Source organism: Flavobacterium anhuiense (assembly GCF_004151235.1).
GTDB classification, from domain to species: Bacteria; Bacteroidota; Bacteroidia; order Flavobacteriales; family Flavobacteriaceae; genus Flavobacterium; species Flavobacterium anhuiense_A.
This window is the reverse complement of sequence record NZ_JUIV01000012.1, coordinates 67414-88894: the sequence shown is the minus strand read 5'-3', so window position 1 is coordinate 88894 and position 21481 is coordinate 67414. Positions and strand designations below refer to the sequence as shown.

Here is a 21481-nt window from a genome sequence, read left to right as displayed (position 1 = left end):
TTATTTATGGCAAAACAATCAGCAATAGAACAAGACGGATCAATTATAGAAGCATTGTCAAATGCTATGTTCCGTGTAGAGTTAGAAAATGGACATATTGTAATTGCTCATATTTCTGGTAAAATGCGAATGCATTACATCAAATTATTACCTGGTGATAAAGTGAAACTAGAAATGAGTCCTTACGATTTGTCAAAAGCAAGAATTACTTATCGATATTAAAGGATATTCACTATGAAAGTTAGAGCATCAGTAAAAAAGAGAAGTGCCGAGTGCATTATCGTGCGTAGAAAAGGGAGACTGTACGTAATAAACAAAAAGAATCCTAGATTTAAACAAAGACAAGGATAATTATGGCAAGAATAGCAGGGGTAGATATCCCAAAAAACAAAAGAGGTGTTATTGCACTTACCTATATCTTCGGATTAGGAAAAAGTAGAGCTATTGAGATTTTAGAAAAAGCTCAAGTTAGCCAAGATAAAAAAGTTCAAGATTGGAATGATGATGAAATTGGAGCAATTCGTGAAGCTGTTTCATTTTACAAAATTGAAGGAGAATTACGTTCTGAAATTTCTTTAAACATTAAACGTTTAATGGATATTGGATGTTACAGAGGAATTCGTCACAGATCTGGTCTTCCATTAAGAGGACAAAGAACTAAAAACAACTCAAGAACAAGAAAAGGTAAAAGAAAAACTGTTGCTAACAAGAAAAAAGCAACTAAATAATAAGTAATATGGCTAAAGCAACTGCAAAAAAACGTAAAGTTATCGTTGAATCAACGGGTGAGGCTCATATTTCTGCCACTTTTAATAACATTATTATTTCTTTGACTAATAAGAAAGGTGAAGTTATCTCTTGGTCTTCAGCTGGTAAAATGGGTTTCAGAGGTTCTAAAAAGAACACTCCTTATGCAGCTCAAATGGCAGCAGAAGATTGCACTAAAGTAGCACTTGAGGCAGGACTTAAAAAAGTGAAAGTTTATGTAAAAGGACCAGGTAACGGACGTGAGTCTGCTATCCGTTCTATTCATAACGGTGGAATTGAAGTTACTGAAATTATTGATGTTACTCCAATGCCACACAACGGATGTCGTCCTCCAAAAAGACGTAGAGTTTAATTTTTTATTTTTATAGTATAATCAAGGTAGAACATAAATTATCGAAGGATTAGACCTGAATTCATAATTTCTACCTTAAAATTTTTTTAAAATGGCAAGATATACTGGTCCTAAAACCAAAATCGCTCGTAAATTTGGCGAAGCAATCTTCGGAGATGATAAATCTTTCGAAAAAAGAAATTACCCACCTGGACAACACGGGATGGCTAAAAAGAGAGGAAAAAAATCTGAGTACGCTGTTCAGTTAATGGAAAAGCAAAAAGCTAAATATTCTTATGGGATTTTAGAAAAACAATTCAGAAATTTATTCGAAAAAGCATCAGCGACTAAAGGAGTAACTGGTGAAGTTTTATTACAATTATGCGAAGCAAGATTAGATAATGTTGTTTTTAGAATGGGAATTGCTCCATCTAGAAGAGGTGCGCGTCAAATCGTTTCTCACAGACACATTACTGTAAATGGAGAGGTTGTTAATATTCCTTCTTACCACCTTAAGCCTGGTGATAAAGTTGCAGTTCGTGAAAAATCTAAATCTTTAGAAGCTATCGAACGTTCTTTATCAAATTCAAGTCATGTTTATGAATGGATTACTTGGAACAATGATCTTAAAGAAGGAACTTTCGTTTCTGTGCCTGCGAGACTTCAAATTCCAGAAAACATTAAAGAACAATTAATCGTAGAGTTGTACAACAAATAATAATTGACTTAGTCGAAATTTATGGCAATATTTAATTTTCAAAAGCCCGATAAAGTTATCATGATCGATTCAACCGATTTTGAAGGTAAATTTGAATTTAGACCTTTAGAACCTGGTTACGGATTGACAGTTGGTAATGCACTTAGAAGAGTTTTGCTTTCAGCATTAGAAGGTTATGCAATTACATCTGTTCGTATCGAAGGTGTAGATCATGAGTTTTCTACTATTTCAGGTGTTGTTGAAGATGTTACCGAAATTATCCTTAATCTAAAACAAGTACGTTTCAAGCGTCAGATCGAAGATATCGATAATGAATCAGTTACTATTTCTGTTTCAGGTAAAGATCAATTAACAGCAGGTGATTTTCAGAAATTTATTTCAGGTTTCCAAGTTCTAAATCCAGACCTTGTTATCTGTAACTTGGATTCTAAAATCAAATTGAATTTCGATTTAACAATCGAAAAAGGTAGAGGATACGTGCCTGCTGAAGAGAACAAAAAACAGAATGCTGCAATTGGAACGATTTTTACAGATTCTATTTTTACTCCGGTAAAAAATGTAAAATATGCAATCGAAAATTTCCGTGTTGAGCAAAAGACGGATTACGAAAAATTAGTTTTTGAAATCAAAACTGATGGATCTATCAATCCTAAAGATGCTCTTACTGAAGCTGCTAAAGTTTTAATTCACCATTTCATGTTATTCTCTGACGAAAGAATTACACTTGAGGCTGACGAAATTGCACAAACAGAATCGTATGATGAAGAGTCATTGCATATGAGACAATTGCTTAAAACTAAGCTTGTTGATATGGATTTATCTGTGAGAGCATTAAATTGCTTGAAAGCGGCTGAAGTTGATACACTTGGTGATTTAGTATCGTTCAATAAAAATGACCTAATGAAATTCCGTAATTTTGGTAAAAAATCTTTAACTGAGCTTGATGAACTTGTTGCAGTGAAGAATTTAACTTTCGGAATGGATTTAGCTAAATACAAATTAGATAAAGAATAATTTACTTCATATTTTGCTCTCCATGGTGGATTGTAGCAAGATGAAGATAAAAAAAACACGTCATGAGACACGGAAAAAAATTCAACCACTTAAGCAGACAGACTGGACATAGAAAAGCTATGTTGGCTAATATGGCTTGTTCTCTTATCGAGCACAAACGTATTAACACTACTGTTGCTAAAGCTAAAGCGCTTAAACAATTTGTTGAGCCTTTAATTACAAAATCAAAAGAGGATACGACTCACAATCGTCGTATTGTTTTTGCTTACTTACGTAACAAATACGCTGTAACTGATTTGTTCAGAGATGTTGCTGCTAAAGTAGGTGACCGTCCAGGTGGATACACACGTATCATTAAAGTTGGAAATCGTTTGGGAGATAACGCTGATATGGCGATGATCGAACTTGTTGACTTCAATGAACTTTACAACGGAGGTAAAAAAGAAGTTAAAAAAGCGAAAAGCCGTCGTGGTGGTAAAGCTAAAAAAGCTGAAACTGCTGCTCCTGAAGCCCCTGCTGCTGAATCAGAAACGACTACTGAAGCTTCTGAATAATTATGAAAGTAATCATTCTATAAAAATCAAGGATAAACTAATTTTTAGTTTATCCTTTTTTTTTGATTTTTTTGGAACTGCAGAAATGTAACTTATTTAAAAAGATAGGTTTTATTTTTATGAGTGAAAGTTTTAAAAAATCTTGGAAGGGCTATTTTAAAGAAGTAAATTTGCAAAATTCTAATTACACTTAAAACCTTGATTAGGTTTTATAACTTGATTAAAAAAACAATACAAATTAAATAATGAAATACACAACACGACAAAGCGCCATTTTATTACTTAGTGACGGAACAATCTTTCACGGAAAATCTATCGGAATTAGCGGTAAAACTTTTGGTGAAGTTTGTTTTAATACTGGAATGACTGGGTATCAGGAAATTTTTACTGATCCTTCTTATTTTGGGCAAATAATGGTTGCTACAAATACACATATCGGAAACTATGGTGTTAATGATTCTGAAGTGGAATCTGATAGTATTAAAATTGCCGGTTTAGTTTGTAAAAACTTCAGTTTTAATTATTCTAGAGAAAATGCTTCTGGAAGTTTAGAAGATTATTTTGCTAAACAAAATTTAATCTGTATTTCTGATGTTGATACTCGTGCACTTGTAAGTTACATTCGTGATAACGGTGCTATGAATGCTGTTATTTGTACAGATGGAACTTCTATAGAGGACTTGAAGAAAGAATTGGCTAATGTGCCAAATATGGAAGGTTTAGAGTTGGCATCAAAAGTTTCTACTAAAGAACCATATTTCTTTGGTGACGAAAATGCTACTTACAAAATCTCGGCTTTAGACCTAGGTATCAAAAAGAATATCTTGAGAAATCTTGCAAAAAGAGATTGTTACATTAAGGTGTATCCTTTTGATTCAACTTATAAAGATATGTCGGAGTTTAATCCAGATGGATATTTCTTGTCAAATGGACCTGGGGATCCAGATCCTTTATTTGGAGCAATTCAGGTGGCAAAAGAAATTTTAGCAGATAATAAACCTTTGTTCGGAATCTGTTTGGGACACCAAGTAATTGGTCTGGCAAATGGAGTTGAAACGTATAAAATGTTTAACGGACACCGAGGAATTAATCACCCAGTTAAAAACATCATTACAGGTAAAGGTGAAATAACTTCTCAAAATCACGGGTTCGCTGTTAGAAAAGAGCAATTAGAAAATCATCCAGAATTAGAAATTACCCACGTACATTTAAACGATGGAACTGTTGCTGGAATGCGAATGAAAAATAAAAATTGCTTTTCTGTGCAATATCACCCAGAGGCTAGCCCTGGCCCACATGATTCGTCATATTTGTTTGACCAATTTGTAGAGAATATTAAAAGTAGCAAAGCCTAAAACGATGTAGTTAATAAATAAACGGGTTTAATGACTAAAGCTCGTTTATAGTATTAAATATTTTTATAATTTCGAAAAAAAAATATAATTTATTAATAAAAAACAAAAATAATGAGTATTATAATTAAAGTTCACGCAAGACAAATTCTTGATTCTAGAGGTAATCCTACTATTGAAGTTGATGTAGTAACTGAAAATGGAGTTTTAGGTAGAGCTGCTGTTCCATCTGGAGCATCAACTGGAGAGCACGAAGCTGTTGAATTACGTGATGGAGGTAAAGCTTATCTAGGTAAAGGTGTTTTGAATGCAGTGAATAATGTAAATACTATTATTGCTGAAGAATTAGTTGGAACTTCTGTTTTCGAACAAAACACAATTGACCAATTAATGATTGATTTAGATGGTACTCCAAACAAATCTAAATTAGGAGCTAATGCTATTTTAGGAGTTTCTTTAGCTGCTGCAAAAGCTGCTGCTAACGAACTTGGTTTACCATTATACAGATACGTAGGCGGTGTTTCTGCTAACACACTTCCTGTTCCAATGATGAATATCATTAATGGAGGTTCTCACTCTGATGCGCCGATCGCATTCCAAGAGTTTATGATTTTTCCAGTAAAAGCTACTTCTTTTACACATGCAATGCAAATGGGAACTGAAATTTTCCACAACTTGAAAAAGGTATTACACGATAGAGGTTTAAGTACTGCAGTAGGTGATGAAGGAGGTTTTGCTCCAAACTTAGCTGGTGGTACTGAAGATGCTTTAGACACTATCAAACTTGCAGTTGAAAAAGCAGGATATTCTTTCGGTGACGAAATTATGATTGCTCTTGACTGTGCTGCTTCTGAGTTTTATGTAAATGGTAAATACGATTATACTAAATTTGAAGGAGAAACTGGAAAAATTAGAACTTCTGCAGAACAAGCTGAATACTTAGCTGAACTTGCTGCTAAATATCCAATTATCTCTATCGAAGATGGTATGTACGAAGATGACTGGGATGGATGGAAAGCTTTAACTGAAAAAATTGGAGATAAAGTTCAATTAGTTGGAGATGATTTATTTGTTACTAATGTTGCTCGTTTGTCAACTGGTATTGAAAAAGGAATTGCTAACTCAATCTTAGTAAAAGTAAACCAAATTGGTACTTTAACTGAAACAATTGCTGCAGTAAACATGGCTAAAAATGCTGGGTATACATCTGTAATGTCTCACCGTTCTGGAGAAACTGAAGATAATACAATCGCAGACTTAGCTGTTGCTTTGAACTGTGGGCAAATTAAAACAGGTTCTGCTTCTCGTTCAGATCGTATGGCTAAGTACAACCAATTATTAAGAATTGAAGAAGAACTAGGAAGTACAGCTTATTTTCCTGGTTTAAATGCTTTTAAAATCAAATAATTCTACAAATTATATATTGGAAAAAACCATCCGCCTCGGCGGATGGTTTTTTTTTGGACTTTTAACAAATTCATAGCAGTATTCTTTTTTTAATTAGTCTTAAATTCATTAGATTTGATAAATTATTATTTAAAGAATTATTTCCAGTATATTATGTCAAAAATAGCTACATTAGAAATAGATGGTAAAAAGGTTGAGCTTCCAGTAATCACAGGGAGTGAAAACGAATCAGCTATCGATATCAACAAATTACGTGATTTAACAGGTTATATTACACTTGATCCAGGTTATAAGAATTCAGGATCTTGTACAAGTGAAATCACCTTCCTAGATGGAGAAGAAGGAATTTTACGTTACAGAGGATATTCGATCGAAGATCTTGCTGAAAAAGCTAGTTTCTTAGAGGTCTCATATCTTTTGATTTTTGGTGAATTGCCTACTGCTGCACAATTAGAAGACTTTGAAAATGGTATTAAAAAGCATTCTTTGGTAAACGAAGAAATGAAAAATATCATTGACGGTTTCCCTAAAACAGCTCACCCAATGGGAGTGTTATCTGCTTTAACAAGCGCTTTAACAGCTTTTAATCCTAAAGCGGTTAACGTTGATAACGAAAAAGAAATGTACGAAGCTATTTGTAAAACAATGGCAAAATTTTTAGTGATTGCTACATGGACTTACAGAAAATCTATGGGTTATCCTTTAAATTACTATGATAATACAAAAGGTTATGTAGAAAGCTTTATGCAATTAATGTTTAAATTGCCTACAGGACCTTATGCAGCAAATCCAGTAATCGTAAATGCGTTAGATAAATTATTCATTCTTCACGCAGATCACGAACAAAACTGTTCTACATCTACAGTTAGAATGGTAGGTTCTTCTCATGCTGGTTTATTTGCTTCAGTTTCGGCAGGAGTTTCTGCACTTTGGGGACCACTTCACGGTGGAGCAAACCAAGCGGTACTTGAAATGCTTGAAGAAATTAACAAAGACGGTGGAGATACAGATAAGTTTTTAGCGAAAGCGAAAGATAAAAATGATCCATTCCGTTTAATGGGATTCGGACATAGAGTTTACAAAAACTTTGACCCAAGAGCTAAAATCATCAAAAAAGCAGCAACAGAAGTATTAGAAACTTTAGGTGTTGAAGATCCAATTTTAGATATTGCAAGAAAATTAGAAAAAGCTGCTCTTGAAGATGAGTACTTCAAATCAAGAAATTTATATCCAAATGTTGACTTCTATTCTGGAATTATCTACAGAGCTTTAGGAATTCCAACTGATATGTTTACTGTAATGTTTGCTATTGGAAGATTGCCAGGTTGGATTGCGCAATGGAAAGAAATGCGTGAAAATAAAGAGCCAATTGGAAGACCAAGACAAATTTATACAGGACATCCTTTAAGAGAATTTAAGTCTAATAAATAAAAAACGAAAGCTTCACTTTACTGTGAAGCTTTTTTTATATTTGCTCAAAATATAATAAAGTTATGTTGCAATTAAATGTAAAGAACGAAACGTCTCGGCTTCATGCTGTAGTTCTGGGTTCTGCTGTTCATAATGGTCCAACTCCAACTATAGAAGAGGCTTATGACCCTAAATCATTGGAACATATTAAAGCAGGAACTTATCCTGTGGAAAAAGATATGGTTGCTGAAATGGAAGCTTTTAATGCTGTTTTTCAGAAATATGATGTAACTGTTTATCGTCCAGAAATGATTGAAAATTACAATCAGATTTTTGCTCGTGATATTGGATTTGTAATTGACGATGTTTTTGTAAAATCTAACATTCTGCCGGATAGAGAACGCGAATTGGATGCGATTCAATATGTAATTGATCAAATTGATCCCTTAAAAGTGGTTCGCCCTCCAGAAGAAGTTCATATAGAAGGAGGAGATGTTATGCTTTGGAATGATCATATTTTTATAGGAACTTATAAAGGAAGCGATTATAAAGATTACATTACCGCAAGAACTAATATGCATGGAGTAAATTACATCAAATCTCTGTTTCCTAATAAAATTGTAAAGGAGTTTGATTTAGTAAAATCTAAGCTGGAAGCAAGAGACAATGCTCTGCATTTAGACTGCTGTTTTCAGCCTGTTGGAAAAGATAAAGGAATTATCTATAAAAGAGGTTTTCGTGAAGAAGCAGATTATCTTTATCTAGTAAAACTTTTCGGAAAAGAAAACTTATTCCATATCGAAAGAAATGAAATGTATAATATGTTTTCGAATGTATTTTCAATTGATGAAAATGTAGTGGTTTCTGAAAAGAATTTTACAAGATTGAACAACTGGCTTCGTGAAAATGGTTTTACGGTTGAAGAGATTCCGTATGCTGAAATTTCAAAACAAGAAGGTTTATTGAGATGTTCAACTTTGCCATTAATTAGAGACTAAAAACTAGTTTCAAAAAAAATATAAAAAATGAAACAAACTACTAATGCTATCGTGATGATTCGCCCAGTTGCATTCAGAATGAATGAACAGACGGCAGTCAATAATTATTATCAAAAGGTATTAGACGGACTTTTGCCAAGTACTGTTAATGCTAAAGCGCAACAAGAATTTGATGCTTTTGTAGAAAAGCTAAGAGCGGTTGGCGTTGATGTAACAGTTGTTGATGATAATTTAGAGACTGATACTCCAGATAGTATTTTTCCAAATAACTGGGTTTCGTTTCATGAAAATGGAGATGTAGCATTGTATCCAATGTTTGCAGAAAACCGTCGTCAAGAACGTCGTGAAGATATTTTGGATACTTTGGAAGAAAAAGGATTTGAAATTACCAATATAATGGACTATACTTCTGCAGAAGAAGATGGCATTTTCTTAGAAGGAACAGGAAGTTTATTATTAGATAGAGCAAACGGAAAAGCATATTGCGCTTTATCACCAAGAGCTGACGAAGAATTGTTTATAGAGTTCTGTGAAGATTTTGATTATGCTCCAGTTATTTTCGAAGCTTTTCAAACAGTTGATGGAGAACGAAAACTAATTTATCATACTAATGTTATGATGTGTTTAGGCGAAACTTTTGCAGTAATTTGTGCAGATTCGATTGATGACAAGAAAGAACGCAAAATGGTTCTGGATAATCTGAAAGAAGATAAGAAAGAGATCATTTTAATTACAGAAGATCAGGTAAATAATTTTGCTGGAAATATGCTTGAAGTTCGCGGAAAAGATGATAAGAGATATATTGTGATGAGTGCTTCTGCACACCAGAGTTTGACTCCAAAACAAATTGTGCAGCTGGAAAATCATGCAGAAATTTTAAGTTCAAGTTTGGATACGATTGAAGCTTGCGGAGGAGGAAGTGCTAGATGTATGATGGCCGAAGTTTTCTTGCCAAGAAGTTAAAAGAAAATATTTAGTAAAAAGAAAGGGATAAAGTCATTAAGATTTATCCCTTTCTTTTTTTAGAATATGATTTGAGCTAGAAATTTCCTTTTATAATATTAACGATGGCACTTACAATGTATTGAATGCCGATAGAAATAACTATAAAACCAACAATTCTTGAAATAGCAACAATTCCTGATGCTCCTAAAATTCTAGCTAAATAATGCGCGCTTTTTAAAATAGCAAAAATGGCTACAGCAATAGCTAAAATAGCTAGCGAAGAAATTATGATTTCATTTATTTCGTGGTGTTCTTGATAAAACGCTATTAAAAGGGACATAGATCCTGGTCCGGCAAGCATTGGTATTGCTAATGGTGTAAGAGCGATATCATTTCTTTGTTGCGCCTCATTTTCAATTTTTTTGTTGATTCCTCGTTTTTTGTTGAATTTACCTGAGAGTAAAGAAAATCCAGAATTAACAATTACGATTCCGCCAGCGATTCTTAAGGCATCAATGCTAATGCCGAAGAAAGTTAGAACATATTGGCCAATAAAATATGAAACCAATAATATGATAAAAACGTTAATAGCAGTCCAAAGAGAAATTCTAGATCTTTCTTTTTGCGAATCATGTTGTGTTAATCCGACGAAAATGGGTACTGTTCCTATTGGATTTAATACCGAAAACAATGCGGCAAATAGATAAATGAATAATTCCATATGATATTGGTTAGTGAAGTAAATGTAGTTATTTTTTGATGCTTTTGCATGAAAATATGTTATGATTATGTTTTTATTGGTTATCGATTCTGAATCAAAGATGTAGGACTTAATCATTCTTTTTTGATTACTTTTGCAGTCTAAATAAAAACTATGAAAAGTAAAAAAACATTAGTTATAGGAGCATCTACAAATCCTGAACGTTACTCTTTTAGAGCTGTTAATATGTTGGTTGGTAAAGGGCATTCAGTATTAGCAATTGGACAAAAAGCGGGAGAGGTTGCAGGAGTGAAAATTCAGACTAAGGCAATGCCAGTTAAAAATATCGATACCATTACTTTGTATCTAAATCCTGTTCGTCAAAGAGATTATTATAATTATATTATAGAATCGCATCCTAAACGTGTAATTTTTAATCCAGGAACAGAAAACCCAGAATTCTATCAATTGTTAGAGTCTAATAGTATTGATGTAGAAGTTGCTTGCACCTTAGTTTTGTTAGCTACAAATCAATATTAAATTTTCGAAATATCTTAGAAATAGGTTTTTGAAAAATGCATTTATTTTGGATAGAAAAGAAAGGGGTTTCGTAATAATTTTTAAATATCGTTAAGGCTTGAATTTAATGGCTGTAGTGTAGGCTTAACCATTAAAAGTATTACATTTGTCGTCATGGAATTTTCATCAAAATTAATTGAAAAAGCAGTAAACGAAATGTCGCAATTGCCAGGTATTGGCAAACGTACAGCACTTCGATTGGTTCTTCATTTGTTAAAACAACCTAAGGAACAAACGGCCTTTTTATCGCAAGCATTATTAAATATGCGAGAGGATATTAAATTTTGTGAAAGTTGCTATAATATTTCTGATACTAAAATTTGTGAAATTTGCGCTAATCCAATTAGAAATCACGAGACAATATGTATTGTCGAAGATATTAGAGATGTGATGGCGATAGAAAATACTGGACAGTTTAAAGGAATATATCATGTCCTTGGCGGGAAAATTTCTCCAATTGAAGGAGTTGGCCCCAATCAGTTGAATATTTCTAGTTTAGTGACAAAAGTGAAATCTGGAAATGTAGCGGAGATTATTTTTGCATTAAGCTCAACTATGGAAGGAGATACAACAAATTTTTACATCTATAAACAAATAGCAGATTCTGATATTATAATTTCAACAATCGCAAGAGGAATTTCGGTTGGAGATGAATTGGAATATGCGGACGAAATAACATTAGGACGAAGTATTTTACACAGAGTCCCTTTTGAAAAAACATTTAAAAATAATTAACAAAGCCCCAAACAAAAGTTAGGTTTTCCTGAATATTAAATGGAAAAGCTATACTTGCCATAAAATTGAACGAATGACAAAAAAAAGCTTTTTTCTATTCTTATTAATTTCAGTATTACTTACATCATGTATTCCTATTAAAGATCTGGTTTATCTTCAAGATAAAGATGGTTCAAACGAACAAACAGCGATTGCAGCAGTCGAATCAAAACCATATAGATTACAGGTAAATGATATTTTAAAAATCAATATAAAGGCAATTGATCCGAAATTGGTTTCCATTTTTAATACAACAGAGGACGAAGGAGGGCAAGCAGGAAGAAGTGAATCGGCTTTATATTTTGATGGTTTTACAGTTGATGATCACGGAAATATTAGAATGCCAATTTTAGGAGAGATAAATGTAATAGGTTATACTCTTGAAGAAGTTCGTGTAAAAATTGAAAAAAAATTATTGGAGGAATATTTTAAAAGTGAAGCTAATATTTTTGTTACAGTTAAGTTGGCTGGTTTCAGATATACTATTAATGGGGAAGTTGGAAGTACAGGAACCAAAACATTATTTAAGGATAATGTAACCATTTTGGAAGCTGTTGCAAATGCGGGGGACATCACAACAGTTGGTAATAGAAAAGAGGTGACCGTAATTCGTCAAAGTCCTACTGGTGTACAAATGCACGATATTGATCTTACAGATGTTAATGTAATGAAGTCGCCTTATTATTATTTACAACCAAATGATTATATCTATGTAAAACCATTGAGACAAAAAACTTGGGGAACAGGTCAGACGGGAATACAATCTATAGGGACAATAATTACATTGTTATCTCTGGCTACAACAGTTTACCTAATAATAAAATAAAAAATAGATTTTTAAAATGTTAGACATTAAGGATTTTGCCATTTTTGAAAATCATTCTCATTTTGATTTTAAAGGATTTCTATTAAAAATTGCAAGTTACTGGAAATGGTTTCTAGTAAGTTTAATTATTGCTTTCACAATTGCTTATCAGATAAACATTCGTAAAGAGAAAATTTACGAGATGCAGACAATGATTTCTATCAAGGAAGAAAACAACCCCTTTTTTACATCAAATACAAGTTTAGTTTTTAATTGGGGAGGTATCTCTGATCAAGTAAATGGAATTTCTACAATTCTTCAGTCAAGATCTCATAATGAATTGGTTGTAGATAAACTTCAGTTTTATATTGATTATTTAGAACAAGGAAAATATAATTTAATTGATTCTTATGGGTCGGTTCCATTTTATATCGATATCGATAAGACAAAAGGACAGATTGTAAATTCATTAATTAATATAAAGTTTTTAAATGAAAATGAATATCAAATCCAGATTCCATTTGAAAGCAACTCCGTTTCATTGATTACTTATAACAACAATTCTTATAGCAATACTTCTGTACAACCTGTAACCTTCATAAAAAAATATAAAGTTGGGGAAAGCGTAAATCTCCCGTTTTTGAATTGGAAGTTACAAATCAATGATAATCCAGGTTTTTACAAGGGTAAAGAATATTTTGTCAGATTTAATGATTTTGACGGGACGGTATCTCGATATAAAGGAATAAATGTAGACTCTGGTAAAAGCGGTGGGTCACTATTGACTTTGTCAATGCAGGGAACAAATAAAACCAGAATGGTTGATTATTTGAATTCTACTGTAAAAATGCTTATTAAAATTCAGCTCGACGGCAAAAATCAATTCGCAACAAATACTATTAGGTTTATTGATAGTACTCTTGTGGCAATGGAATCTCAGCTTAAACAGACTGGTAATGAATTAAAATCTTTTCAAAAAGATAAAAATATTTACGAAATAGAAGGCGGTGGTTCTAAAGTTTCAGAAAAAATAATGGATTTTGATGTTGAAAGGGACCAACTAACAAGAAAAATTGCTTACTATAATTCGTTAAAATCATATTTAAATAGTAGTACCGATTATTCTAGATTGCCTGCCCCTTCTGTTGCAGGAATTGAAGATCCAAATATAGTAGCAAATGTTTCTAAACTTATTGCACTTTCTACTCAAAGATCAGAAATGGCTTATGCTGTAAAAAGTGAAAAAATATTTAAGGATTTTGATAATCAAATGGCAGCAGTAAAAAACGTTCTTCAAGAAAATATAGTTACTGCAAAAGCTTCTTTATTATATGATTTATCATTGGTGAACGCAAAAATTGGTCAAGCTGAAAGTACAGTAAAAAGACTTCCAGCTGAACAGCAAGAGTTATTGAAAATCAAAAGGAAATATGATTTAAATGATAACATCTATACAGAATTTCTTCAAAAAAGAAATGAAGCAGAAATTGTCAGAGCGTCTAACTTGTCAGATATTCACTTTATTGATCCTGCCAAAGATATTGGCGGAGGTTTGATCGGTCCTAAGACCTCTGTGAATTATGTAATGGCTTTGTTTTTAGGAGTTTTGATTCCCTTATTGTTTGTTTTGGTAATTTTCTTTATTAATAATTCAATTCAGAATACTGAGGATATTAGCAAATTGACTCAAATTCCATTGCTTGGTGTAATTGGGGTTAATAAGGATTCTGGAAGTTTGGCAGTTTTTGATAAGCCAAAGTCAGCACTTTCGGAGGCATTTAGAGGGATTCGATCATCACTTCAGTTTTTATACAAAAAACAGCTAGTTAGCGGATCAAAAACATTAATGATTACTTCTTCTATTAGTGGTGAAGGAAAAACATTCTGTTCTATTAACATTGCTACAGTTTTTGCCTTAAGCGAAAAGAAAACTGTAATTGTTGGTTTAGATTTGAGAAAGCCCAAATTAGCAGATGAATTCCAAATAAAATCATCTTTAGGAGTTGTTAATTATTTAATAAAGCAAAATAGCTTGCAAGAAATAACCAATTCGACGCAGATTCCAAATTTAGATGTAATACTTTCGGGGCCAATTCCTCCGAACCCTTCAGAGTTGATTTTAAGTGATGGAATGAAAGAGATGATTGATGAATTGAAGCAGAAATATGATTATATTGTTTTGGATACCCCGCCAGTAGGTTTAGTGGCTGATTCGTTAGAATTGGTTCAGTTTGCAGATGTCACATTATATATTGTAAGACAAAACTATACTAAGAAAGACATGATAACGTTGTTAAATACGAGACTTAAACGTGGAGAGTTGAGCAATGTGAGTATTGTATTAAACGGTTATGAAAATAAAGCTAAATATGGTACTGGTTACGGTTATGGTTACGGCTATGGAGCTTATTCGAATGGTTACCACGAAGAAGAAGTCAAAGTTGGATTTTGGAAAACATTCATGAATCGAATTAGAAAAAGCTAAAAGTTGGATAAATGGAAAATAAAACAAAAAATACAATTTTAATCACGGGAGGAGCTGGATTTATAGGTTCAAATCTAACTGAGTATTTTTTAGGCTTAGGCTATAAAGTTGTCTGTTTGGATAATTTTTCTACAGGTCATCGTCATAATTTAAAAGATTTTTTAGACAATTCAGATTTTAAATTAATCGAAGGTGATATCCGAAATTTAGCAGATTGCAATCTGGCTGTTGAAGGAGCTGATTTTGTTTTGCACCAAGCAGCTTTGGGTTCTGTTCCTCGATCAATAAAAGATCCAATTACAACCAATGATGTAAATGTTTCTGGGTTTTTAAATATGCTGACTGCTGCACGCGATGCAAAAGTAAAAAGATTTGTATATGCAGCAAGCTCTTCAACTTATGGAGATTCTCAAGGATTGCCAAAAGTAGAAGATGTTATAGGGAAACCGTTGTCTCCTTATGCCATTACTAAATATGTAAACGAGCTGTACGCGGAAATTTTCAGTAGAACGTATGGTTTAGAAACAATTGGCCTTCGTTATTTTAATGTTTTTGGAAGAAAACAAGACCCTAACGGAGCGTATGCCGCTGTAATACCAAAATTTGTAAAACAGTTTATGAATCATGAAAGTCCTGTAATTAATGGAGATGGGAATTACTCTCGTGATTTTACTTATATCGATAATGTTATTCAAATGAATGAATTGGCAATGACTTCTCAAAATCCAGAAGCCATTAATTCAGTTTACAATACTGCATTTGGTGATAGAAATACATTAAATGATTTGGTTAAATATTTAAAAGAATATTTATCCGAGTTTGATCCAAAAATAAAGGATGTTCAGGTTATTTATGGAGAAAATAGAGCAGGTGATATTCCTCATTCGCTGGCAAGTATTGAGAAAGCAAAAAATATGTTAGGATATAATCCAAAATATTCTTTGCAAGAAGGATTGAAAGAAGCAGTTGGGTGGTATTGGAATAATTTAAAATAAATAGATCAAGATAAAATAGATCAAATGAAAATTACAAAAATTTGTTGCATTGGTGCAGGATATGTTGGTGGGCCAACCATGGCCGTTATAGCGCAAAAATGCCCGCACATTCAAGTTACAGTTGTTGATTTAAACGAACAAAGAATAGCAGGTTGGAACGATCCAAATCCTAAAAATATTCCAATATATGAGCCAGGTCTTTCTGAAATTGTAGCAGAAGCTAGAGGTAGAAATCTATTTTTTTCTACAGATGTTGATAAGGCAATAGACGAAGCTCAAATGGTATTTATTTCAGTAAACACTCCTACCAAAACTTATGGTAAAGGTAAAGGAATGGCAGCTGACTTAAAATATATTGAATTATGTGCTAGACAAATTGCAAGGGTAGCAAAACAAAATAAAATTGTAGTCGAGAAATCAACTTTACCAGTTAGAACGGCCGAAGCAATTAAGAGTATATTGGATAACACTGGAAATGGTGTTCAATTTCAAATTCTCTCTAATCCAGAGTTTTTGGCAGAGGGAACTGCGGTAACCGACCTGTTAAATCCAGATCGTATTTTGATTGGTGGAGACACAACTGAAGGCGGTGAGGAAGCAATTAATGCATTGGTTGATGTTTATTCAAATTGGATAAATAAAGATAGAATTTTGACAACAAATGTTTGGTCATCAGAATTGTCTAAACTTACAGCAAATGCATTTTTAGCACAACGTATATCTTCAATAAATGCAATGTCAGAACTTTGTGAAAAAACAGGCGCAGATGTGAATGAAGTTGCGAGAGCTATTGGCATGGACAGCAGAATAGGACCAAAATTTTTAAAAGCTTCTGTAGGATTTGGAGGTTCTTGCTTTCAAAAAGATATTTTGAATCTGGTTTATATAGCAAAGTCATACGGATTAAATGAAGTTGCAGATTATTGGGAACAAGTGATTATTATGAATGATCATCAAAAAAGAAGGTTCTCAAATAAAATTGTTCAAACATTATATAATACTGTAGCCGATAAAAAAATTGCATTTTTGGGTTGGGCTTTCAAAAAAGATACAAACGATACTAGAGAATCTGCCGCAATTTATGTTGCTGATGACTTAATAAATGAACAAGCTAAAATCTCAGTCTTTGATCCGAAAGTTTCTAAGGATAAAATGTTAAACGACTTAGATTATTTGGAAACAAGAACAAGTAAGGAAAATATTGATGCTTTGAATGTGTTTGAAAATGCTTATGAAGCTTGTAAAGGAGCACATGCTGTTGCGATCTTAACGGAGTGGGATGAGTTTACAGCTTATGATTGGAAAAAGATTTACGACTCAATGCATAAACCAGCTTTTGTTTTTGATGGAAGAAATATTTTGAATGCTAAACAGTTAGAATCAATAGGTTTCGTTTATAATGGTATTGGGGCATAAATTGGTTTTGTAGTTTGAAGAGATATGAAGTGATACGAATTTGCTTCATTCATAAAGAAGAAAAAATGAATTGGTACGTAGTTTATACAAAACCTAAATGGGAAAAGAAAGTTGCTGATAAGCTTAATCAGCTGGGAATCGAATGCTATTGTCCTTTAATTACTCAGGTTAAACAATGGTCAGATCGAAAAAAGAAAATTGAGATGCCACTTTTTAATTCTTATGTTTTTGTACAATTACCCGATTCAGAGCGAAATTTAGTATTTCAAGTTGCTGGTGTTGTTAGATATTTGTTTTGGCTTGGAAAGCCTGCAATTGTTAAGGATCAAGAAATTGAAATTATTAAAAAAAGTCTAAAAGCAACAAATATTAGCGATATATCGGTTTCGACGTTTCAAGTTGGTGATAAGATCAAATTAGAGTCGGGAGCATTCAGTAATCAAAACGCAATTGTACAAGAGGTATCTAATAGTTATTATGTCCTAGTCTTAGAAGCATTAGGATGTGTATTGAAGATAAAATATAAATGATTCTAAAAATCAGAAGATAACAGAAGAAAAAGCCTTTTGGGATTTTTTTCTTCTGTTTTTTTATTATGTATTTATTTACAGTCTGATTAATAGGTTATTGTAATTATTTGTTTTTGCATTGTAAGTTGTTTTGCTAGTATTACGTGAAACCGTATTGAATTACTAGACTTATTATGCTATATTTGCCGAAAATGATTAATTTAGGTATCTGAGTCAGAATTTTGTGACTGAGAACGGCGAAGCCATGAGTTTAAGTGACCAGAATAAATTAAAAAAATATGAAGTTGGAAAATAATGTAAGAATTGCAGTTATAGGCTTAGGTTATGTAGGATTGCCTTTAGCGCGATTATTTGCTACCAAATATTCAGTTATTGGCTTTGATATAAACGAATCAAGAGTTAGTTCCTTAAAATCTGGAACCGATAGCACTTTAGAAGTCGAAGACGATGTTCTACAGAAAGTTTTAGTAAAAAGCTTAAATGAAGAAAAAGGTTTGTACTGTACTACATCAATAAATGATATTGATGAATGTAATTATTATATAGTTACTGTTCCTACTCCTGTGGACAAAAATAATAGACCAGATTTAACTCCTTTGTATAAATCGAGTGAAACGGTCGGAAAAGTTTTAAAAAAAGGAGATGTTGTTATTTATGAATCAACTGTTTATCCAGGAGTAACAGAAGAGCAATGTGTGCCCGTTTTAGAAAAAGTTTCGGGTTTAAAATTTAACGAAGACTTTTTCGCAGGATATTCTCCTGAAAGAATCAATCCTGGGGATAAAGAACATACAGTTGAAAAAATTTTAAAAGTTACTTCAGGTTCAACTCCAGAAATAGGTTTAAAAGTTGATGCACTTTATAAATCCGTAATTACAGCAGGAACACATCTTGCGCCTACAATAAAAGTTGCAGAAGCTGCAAAAGTTATTGAAAATTCTCAGCGAGATATTAATATAGCTTTTGTTAATGAATTGGCCAAAATATTTAATTTAATGAATATTGATACCCAAGAAGTATTAAAGGCAGCATCTACAAAATGGAATTTTTTACCTTTCAAGCCAGGTCTAGTCGGGGGGCATTGTATAGGAGTTGATCCTTACTATTTAGCACAAAGAGCACAAGAATTTGGATATCATCCTGAAATAATTTTAGCAGGAAGACGTTTAAACGATAGCATGGGAGAATATGTAGCTTCACAGATTGTGAAACTAATGATAAAAAAAGGAATTTCAGTTAATGGTGCAAATCTGTTAATGTTTGGAATTACTTTCAAAGAAAATTGCCCAGATGTCCGCAATACAAAAATTGTTGATGTAATAAAAGCTTTAAAGGATTACGGAATAACAGTTACTGTTTTTGATCCACTTGCTAATATTGAGGAAGTAGAGAGAGAGTATAAACTAGAAACAGTAAATATTTTGCCTAAAGAAAAATTTGATGCATTGGTATTAGGAGTAGCCCACTCAGAATTTCTTGAAATTGATTTTTCAAATTTGCAAAAAGACAAAAGTTTAATTTATGATGTAAAAGGAGTTTTAGGATCTTTAGCTGATAATAGGCTTTAAGTTTTAAAATTTCTTTTTTTATTTAAAATATATGAGTTCAAATAAATCTATTACACATGTAATTCTTACGGGAGGAGTTGGAAGTAGACTATGGCCTCTTTCGCGTAAAAGTCGACCAAAACAATACCTTGAAATATTTGATGGGAAATCTTTATTTGAAATGACTGTCGAACGGAATAGTCATTTAGCAAATAAGGTGATGGTGGTTGGAAATGTTGATAATTTTCAATTAAGTGGTGAAGTAATGGATAAAACAAATACTTCATATATAAATATTGTTGAAGCTACCCCTAGAAATACCGCTGCGGCAATTGCATTTGCAGCATTTGCTTCAGAACCAAATGATATTTTAATTATAACTCCTTCGGATCATATTATTGATTTAATGGAGAATTATAATAACGCAATAAATGAAGCTATCTCTAAAGCTGATGAGGGATTTATTGTGACTTTTGGCGTAATTCCAACTAAGCCAGAAACAGGTTATGGTTATATAGAGGCAAAGGGAGATAATGTAGCTTCATTTCGTGAAAAGCCAAACGAAACCACTGCAAAGGAGTTTATTGCAAAAGGTAATTTTCTTTGGAATAGTGGTATGTTTTGTTTTAAGGCAAGTGTCCTTTTGGAAGAATTAAAACAATTTCAACCAGATGTTTACAGAAAATCAAAACAGGTATGGGAAGCAAGTAAAGAAGGTTTCTTAGATTTAGATTTATCTATGGAAATTCCATCAATAAGCATCGATTATGCCGTAATGGAAAGAAGTAAAAAAATTAAAGTTGTACCAGCTTCTTTTTCTTGGTCAGATTTAGGCTCTTTTGAATCTGTTTATGATTATTTAATATCTAAAGGGCATCCGACTGATGCTAAAGGGAATATGGTTATTGGATGTGATAAACATACGACCTTCCTTGGTTTAGAAAATACAATTTTTGTCTATACAGATACTGCTAATCTGATTTTGCAGAAAGAGAGTTCACAAGACGTAAAAGATATTTATACTGAATTAGAAAAACAGAATTCAGAATTATTAAAGTAAAGTAATCAAAAAGATAAAATGAAAAAAATTCTTATAACTGGAGGTGCTGGTTTTATTGGATCACATGTAGTGAGAAGATTTGTTAATAAATATCCAGAATATCACATTTTCAATTTGGACGCATTAACTTATGCAGGAAATCTTGAAAATATTAAAGATATTGAAGATAAGTCTAATTATACCTTCGTAAAAGGAGATATAGTTGATGAAGTTTTCATTAGTGAACTTTTTTCAATACATAGTTTTGATGGTGTTTTGCATTTAGCAGCTGAATCTCATGTTGACCGTTCGATCGAAGATCCTTTAGCATTTGTTAAAACAAATGTAATTGGCACCATGAATTTGTTAAATGCGACAAAAAACCAGTGGAAGAATAATTTTGATGGAAAAAGATTTTATCACATTAGTACAGATGAAGTGTATGGAAGTTTAGGGGTAGAAGGATTATTTACCGAAACAACTGCGTATGACCCTAATTCACCTTATTCTGCATCAAAAGCAAGTTCAGATCATTTTGTTAGAGCTTATGGTGAAACTTATGGTTTGCCTTATGTTTTGACAAATTGTTCTAATAATTATGGATCTTATCATTTTCCTGAAAAATTAATTCCTTTATTTATAAATAATATAATTAACAATAAGCCATTGCCAGTATATGGAGACGGAAACTATACTCGTGATTGGTTATTTGTTGAAGATCATGCTATTGCAATAGATCTGGTTTTTCATGAAGGAAAGAATCATGAAACTTACAATATTGGTGGGTTTAATGAATGGAAAAACATTGATTTAGTGAAATTATTATGCCAAATTATGGATCAAAAGTTAGGAAGATCAGAGGGAACTTCTCAACAATTGATCACATTTGTGAAAGATAGACCAGGGCATGATTTAAGATATGCAATAGATGCCTCTAAAATTAATAAAGAGTTAGGTTGGAAACCAACTGTAACTTTTGAAGAAGGCTTAGAAAGAACAATTAACTGGTATCTAAATAATGAAGAATGGTTGCAGAATGTTACATCTGGAGCTTATAAAGATTACTATAAAAAACAATACTCTTAAACGAATTATTCTTACTTAAACTTAATTT

Annotated in this window: 23 protein-coding genes; 22 read left to right on the top strand and 1 reads right to left on the bottom strand. The window is 32.5% G+C overall.

The window, feature by feature from the left end:
* Positions 1-6: 6 nt before the first annotated feature.
* The 12 genes from infA (at position 7) to ctlX (ending at position 9515) form a co-directional block, all read left to right on the top strand.
* Positions 7-222: a translation initiation factor IF-1 gene (gene infA, locus NU08_RS14900; RefSeq protein ID WP_007136545.1), complete on the top strand. Its 216-nt coding sequence runs from the start codon at positions 7-9 to the stop codon at positions 220-222.
* Between the two features lie 12 nt (positions 223-234).
* Complete coding sequence (ykgO, locus tag NU08_RS14895) at positions 235-351, top strand: type B 50S ribosomal protein L36 (protein ID WP_002987490.1); 117 nt, start codon at positions 235-237, stop codon at positions 349-351.
* 2 nt (positions 352-353) lie between these two features.
* Positions 354-728: a 30S ribosomal protein S13 gene (gene rpsM, locus NU08_RS14890; protein ID WP_008464322.1), complete on the top strand. Its 375-nt coding sequence runs from the start codon at positions 354-356 to the stop codon at positions 726-728.
* A gap of 8 nt (positions 729-736) precedes the next feature.
* Positions 737-1120, top strand: a complete 384-nt coding sequence (rpsK, locus tag NU08_RS14885) for a 30S ribosomal protein S11 (RefSeq protein WP_008464324.1) — start codon at positions 737-739, stop codon at positions 1118-1120.
* 91 nt (positions 1121-1211) lie between these two features.
* A complete protein-coding gene (gene rpsD / locus NU08_RS14880) occupies positions 1212-1817 on the top strand; it encodes a 30S ribosomal protein S4 (RefSeq protein ID WP_008464326.1) in 606 nt (201 codons plus the stop codon).
* Between the two features lie 21 nt (positions 1818-1838).
* Positions 1839-2831 (top strand): DNA-directed RNA polymerase subunit alpha, encoded by a 993-nt coding sequence (locus NU08_RS14875; RefSeq protein WP_008464329.1) that lies wholly within the window; start codon positions 1839-1841, stop codon positions 2829-2831.
* Between the two features lie 62 nt (positions 2832-2893).
* Positions 2894-3385: a 50S ribosomal protein L17 gene (gene rplQ, locus NU08_RS14870; RefSeq protein ID WP_008464331.1), complete on the top strand. Its 492-nt coding sequence runs from the start codon at positions 2894-2896 to the stop codon at positions 3383-3385.
* Between the two features lie 245 nt (positions 3386-3630).
* On the top strand, positions 3631-4740 hold the full coding sequence (carA, locus tag NU08_RS14865; protein ID WP_111364448.1) for a glutamine-hydrolyzing carbamoyl-phosphate synthase small subunit: 1110 nt from the start codon (positions 3631-3633) through the stop codon (positions 4738-4740).
* Between the two features lie 111 nt (positions 4741-4851).
* The gene (gene eno, locus NU08_RS14860) at positions 4852-6144 is read left to right on the top strand and encodes a phosphopyruvate hydratase (protein ID WP_008464336.1); all 1293 of its coding nucleotides are present in this window, start codon (positions 4852-4854) and stop codon (positions 6142-6144) included.
* A 153-nt stretch (positions 6145-6297) separates the two neighbouring features.
* Positions 6298-7575 (top strand): citrate synthase, encoded by a 1278-nt coding sequence (locus tag NU08_RS14855; protein ID WP_008464338.1) that lies wholly within the window; start codon positions 6298-6300, stop codon positions 7573-7575.
* 62 nt (positions 7576-7637) lie between these two features.
* Positions 7638-8552, top strand: a complete 915-nt coding sequence (locus tag NU08_RS14850; RefSeq protein ID WP_129747958.1) for a dimethylarginine dimethylaminohydrolase family protein — start codon at positions 7638-7640, stop codon at positions 8550-8552.
* Positions 8553-8579: 27 nt separating this feature from the next.
* On the top strand, positions 8580-9515 hold the full coding sequence (gene ctlX, locus NU08_RS14845; RefSeq protein ID WP_129747957.1) for a citrulline utilization hydrolase CtlX: 936 nt from the start codon (positions 8580-8582) through the stop codon (positions 9513-9515).
* Positions 9516-9591: 76 nt separating this feature from the next.
* Here ctlX and NU08_RS14840 read toward each other — a convergent pair whose 3' ends face one another.
* On the bottom strand, positions 9592-10218 hold the full coding sequence (locus NU08_RS14840) for a MarC family NAAT transporter (RefSeq protein ID WP_129748007.1): 627 nt from the start codon (positions 10216-10218) through the stop codon (positions 9592-9594).
* Between the two features lie 153 nt (positions 10219-10371).
* Here NU08_RS14840 and NU08_RS14835 point away from each other — a divergent pair, with 153 nt between their 5' ends.
* From NU08_RS14835 to rfbB, 10 genes are all read left to right on the top strand, one after another.
* Positions 10372-10737 (top strand): CoA-binding protein, encoded by a 366-nt coding sequence (locus tag NU08_RS14835; protein WP_008464347.1) that lies wholly within the window; start codon positions 10372-10374, stop codon positions 10735-10737.
* A 153-nt stretch (positions 10738-10890) separates the two neighbouring features.
* A complete protein-coding gene (recR, locus tag NU08_RS14830; protein ID WP_129747956.1) occupies positions 10891-11511 on the top strand; it encodes a recombination mediator RecR in 621 nt (206 codons plus the stop codon).
* Between the two features lie 73 nt (positions 11512-11584).
* Entirely contained in the window at positions 11585-12376 is a 792-nt protein-coding gene (locus tag NU08_RS14825; RefSeq protein WP_129747955.1) for a polysaccharide biosynthesis/export family protein, read from the top strand.
* A gap of 16 nt (positions 12377-12392) precedes the next feature.
* On the top strand, positions 12393-14840 hold the full coding sequence (locus tag NU08_RS14820; protein WP_129747954.1) for a polysaccharide biosynthesis tyrosine autokinase: 2448 nt from the start codon (positions 12393-12395) through the stop codon (positions 14838-14840).
* Positions 14841-14851: 11 nt separating this feature from the next.
* Complete coding sequence (locus NU08_RS14815) at positions 14852-15835, top strand: SDR family oxidoreductase (protein WP_129747953.1); 984 nt, start codon at positions 14852-14854, stop codon at positions 15833-15835.
* Between the two features lie 24 nt (positions 15836-15859).
* Positions 15860-17251 (top strand): UDP-glucose 6-dehydrogenase, encoded by a 1392-nt coding sequence (locus NU08_RS14810; protein ID WP_129747952.1) that lies wholly within the window; start codon positions 15860-15862, stop codon positions 17249-17251.
* 65 nt (positions 17252-17316) lie between these two features.
* On the top strand, positions 17317-17781 hold the full coding sequence (locus NU08_RS14805) for a UpxY family transcription antiterminator (RefSeq protein ID WP_129747951.1): 465 nt from the start codon (positions 17317-17319) through the stop codon (positions 17779-17781).
* A 278-nt stretch (positions 17782-18059) separates the two neighbouring features.
* Entirely contained in the window at positions 18060-19349 is a 1290-nt protein-coding gene (locus NU08_RS14800; protein WP_129747950.1) for a nucleotide sugar dehydrogenase, read from the top strand.
* A gap of 31 nt (positions 19350-19380) precedes the next feature.
* Entirely contained in the window at positions 19381-20388 is a 1008-nt protein-coding gene (locus NU08_RS14795) for a mannose-1-phosphate guanylyltransferase (protein ID WP_129747949.1), read from the top strand.
* Between the two features lie 18 nt (positions 20389-20406).
* Positions 20407-21453, top strand: coding sequence for a dTDP-glucose 4,6-dehydratase (rfbB, locus tag NU08_RS14790; protein WP_129747948.1), 1047 nt, complete (start codon positions 20407-20409; stop codon positions 21451-21453).
* Positions 21454-21481: the final 28 nt, after the last annotated feature.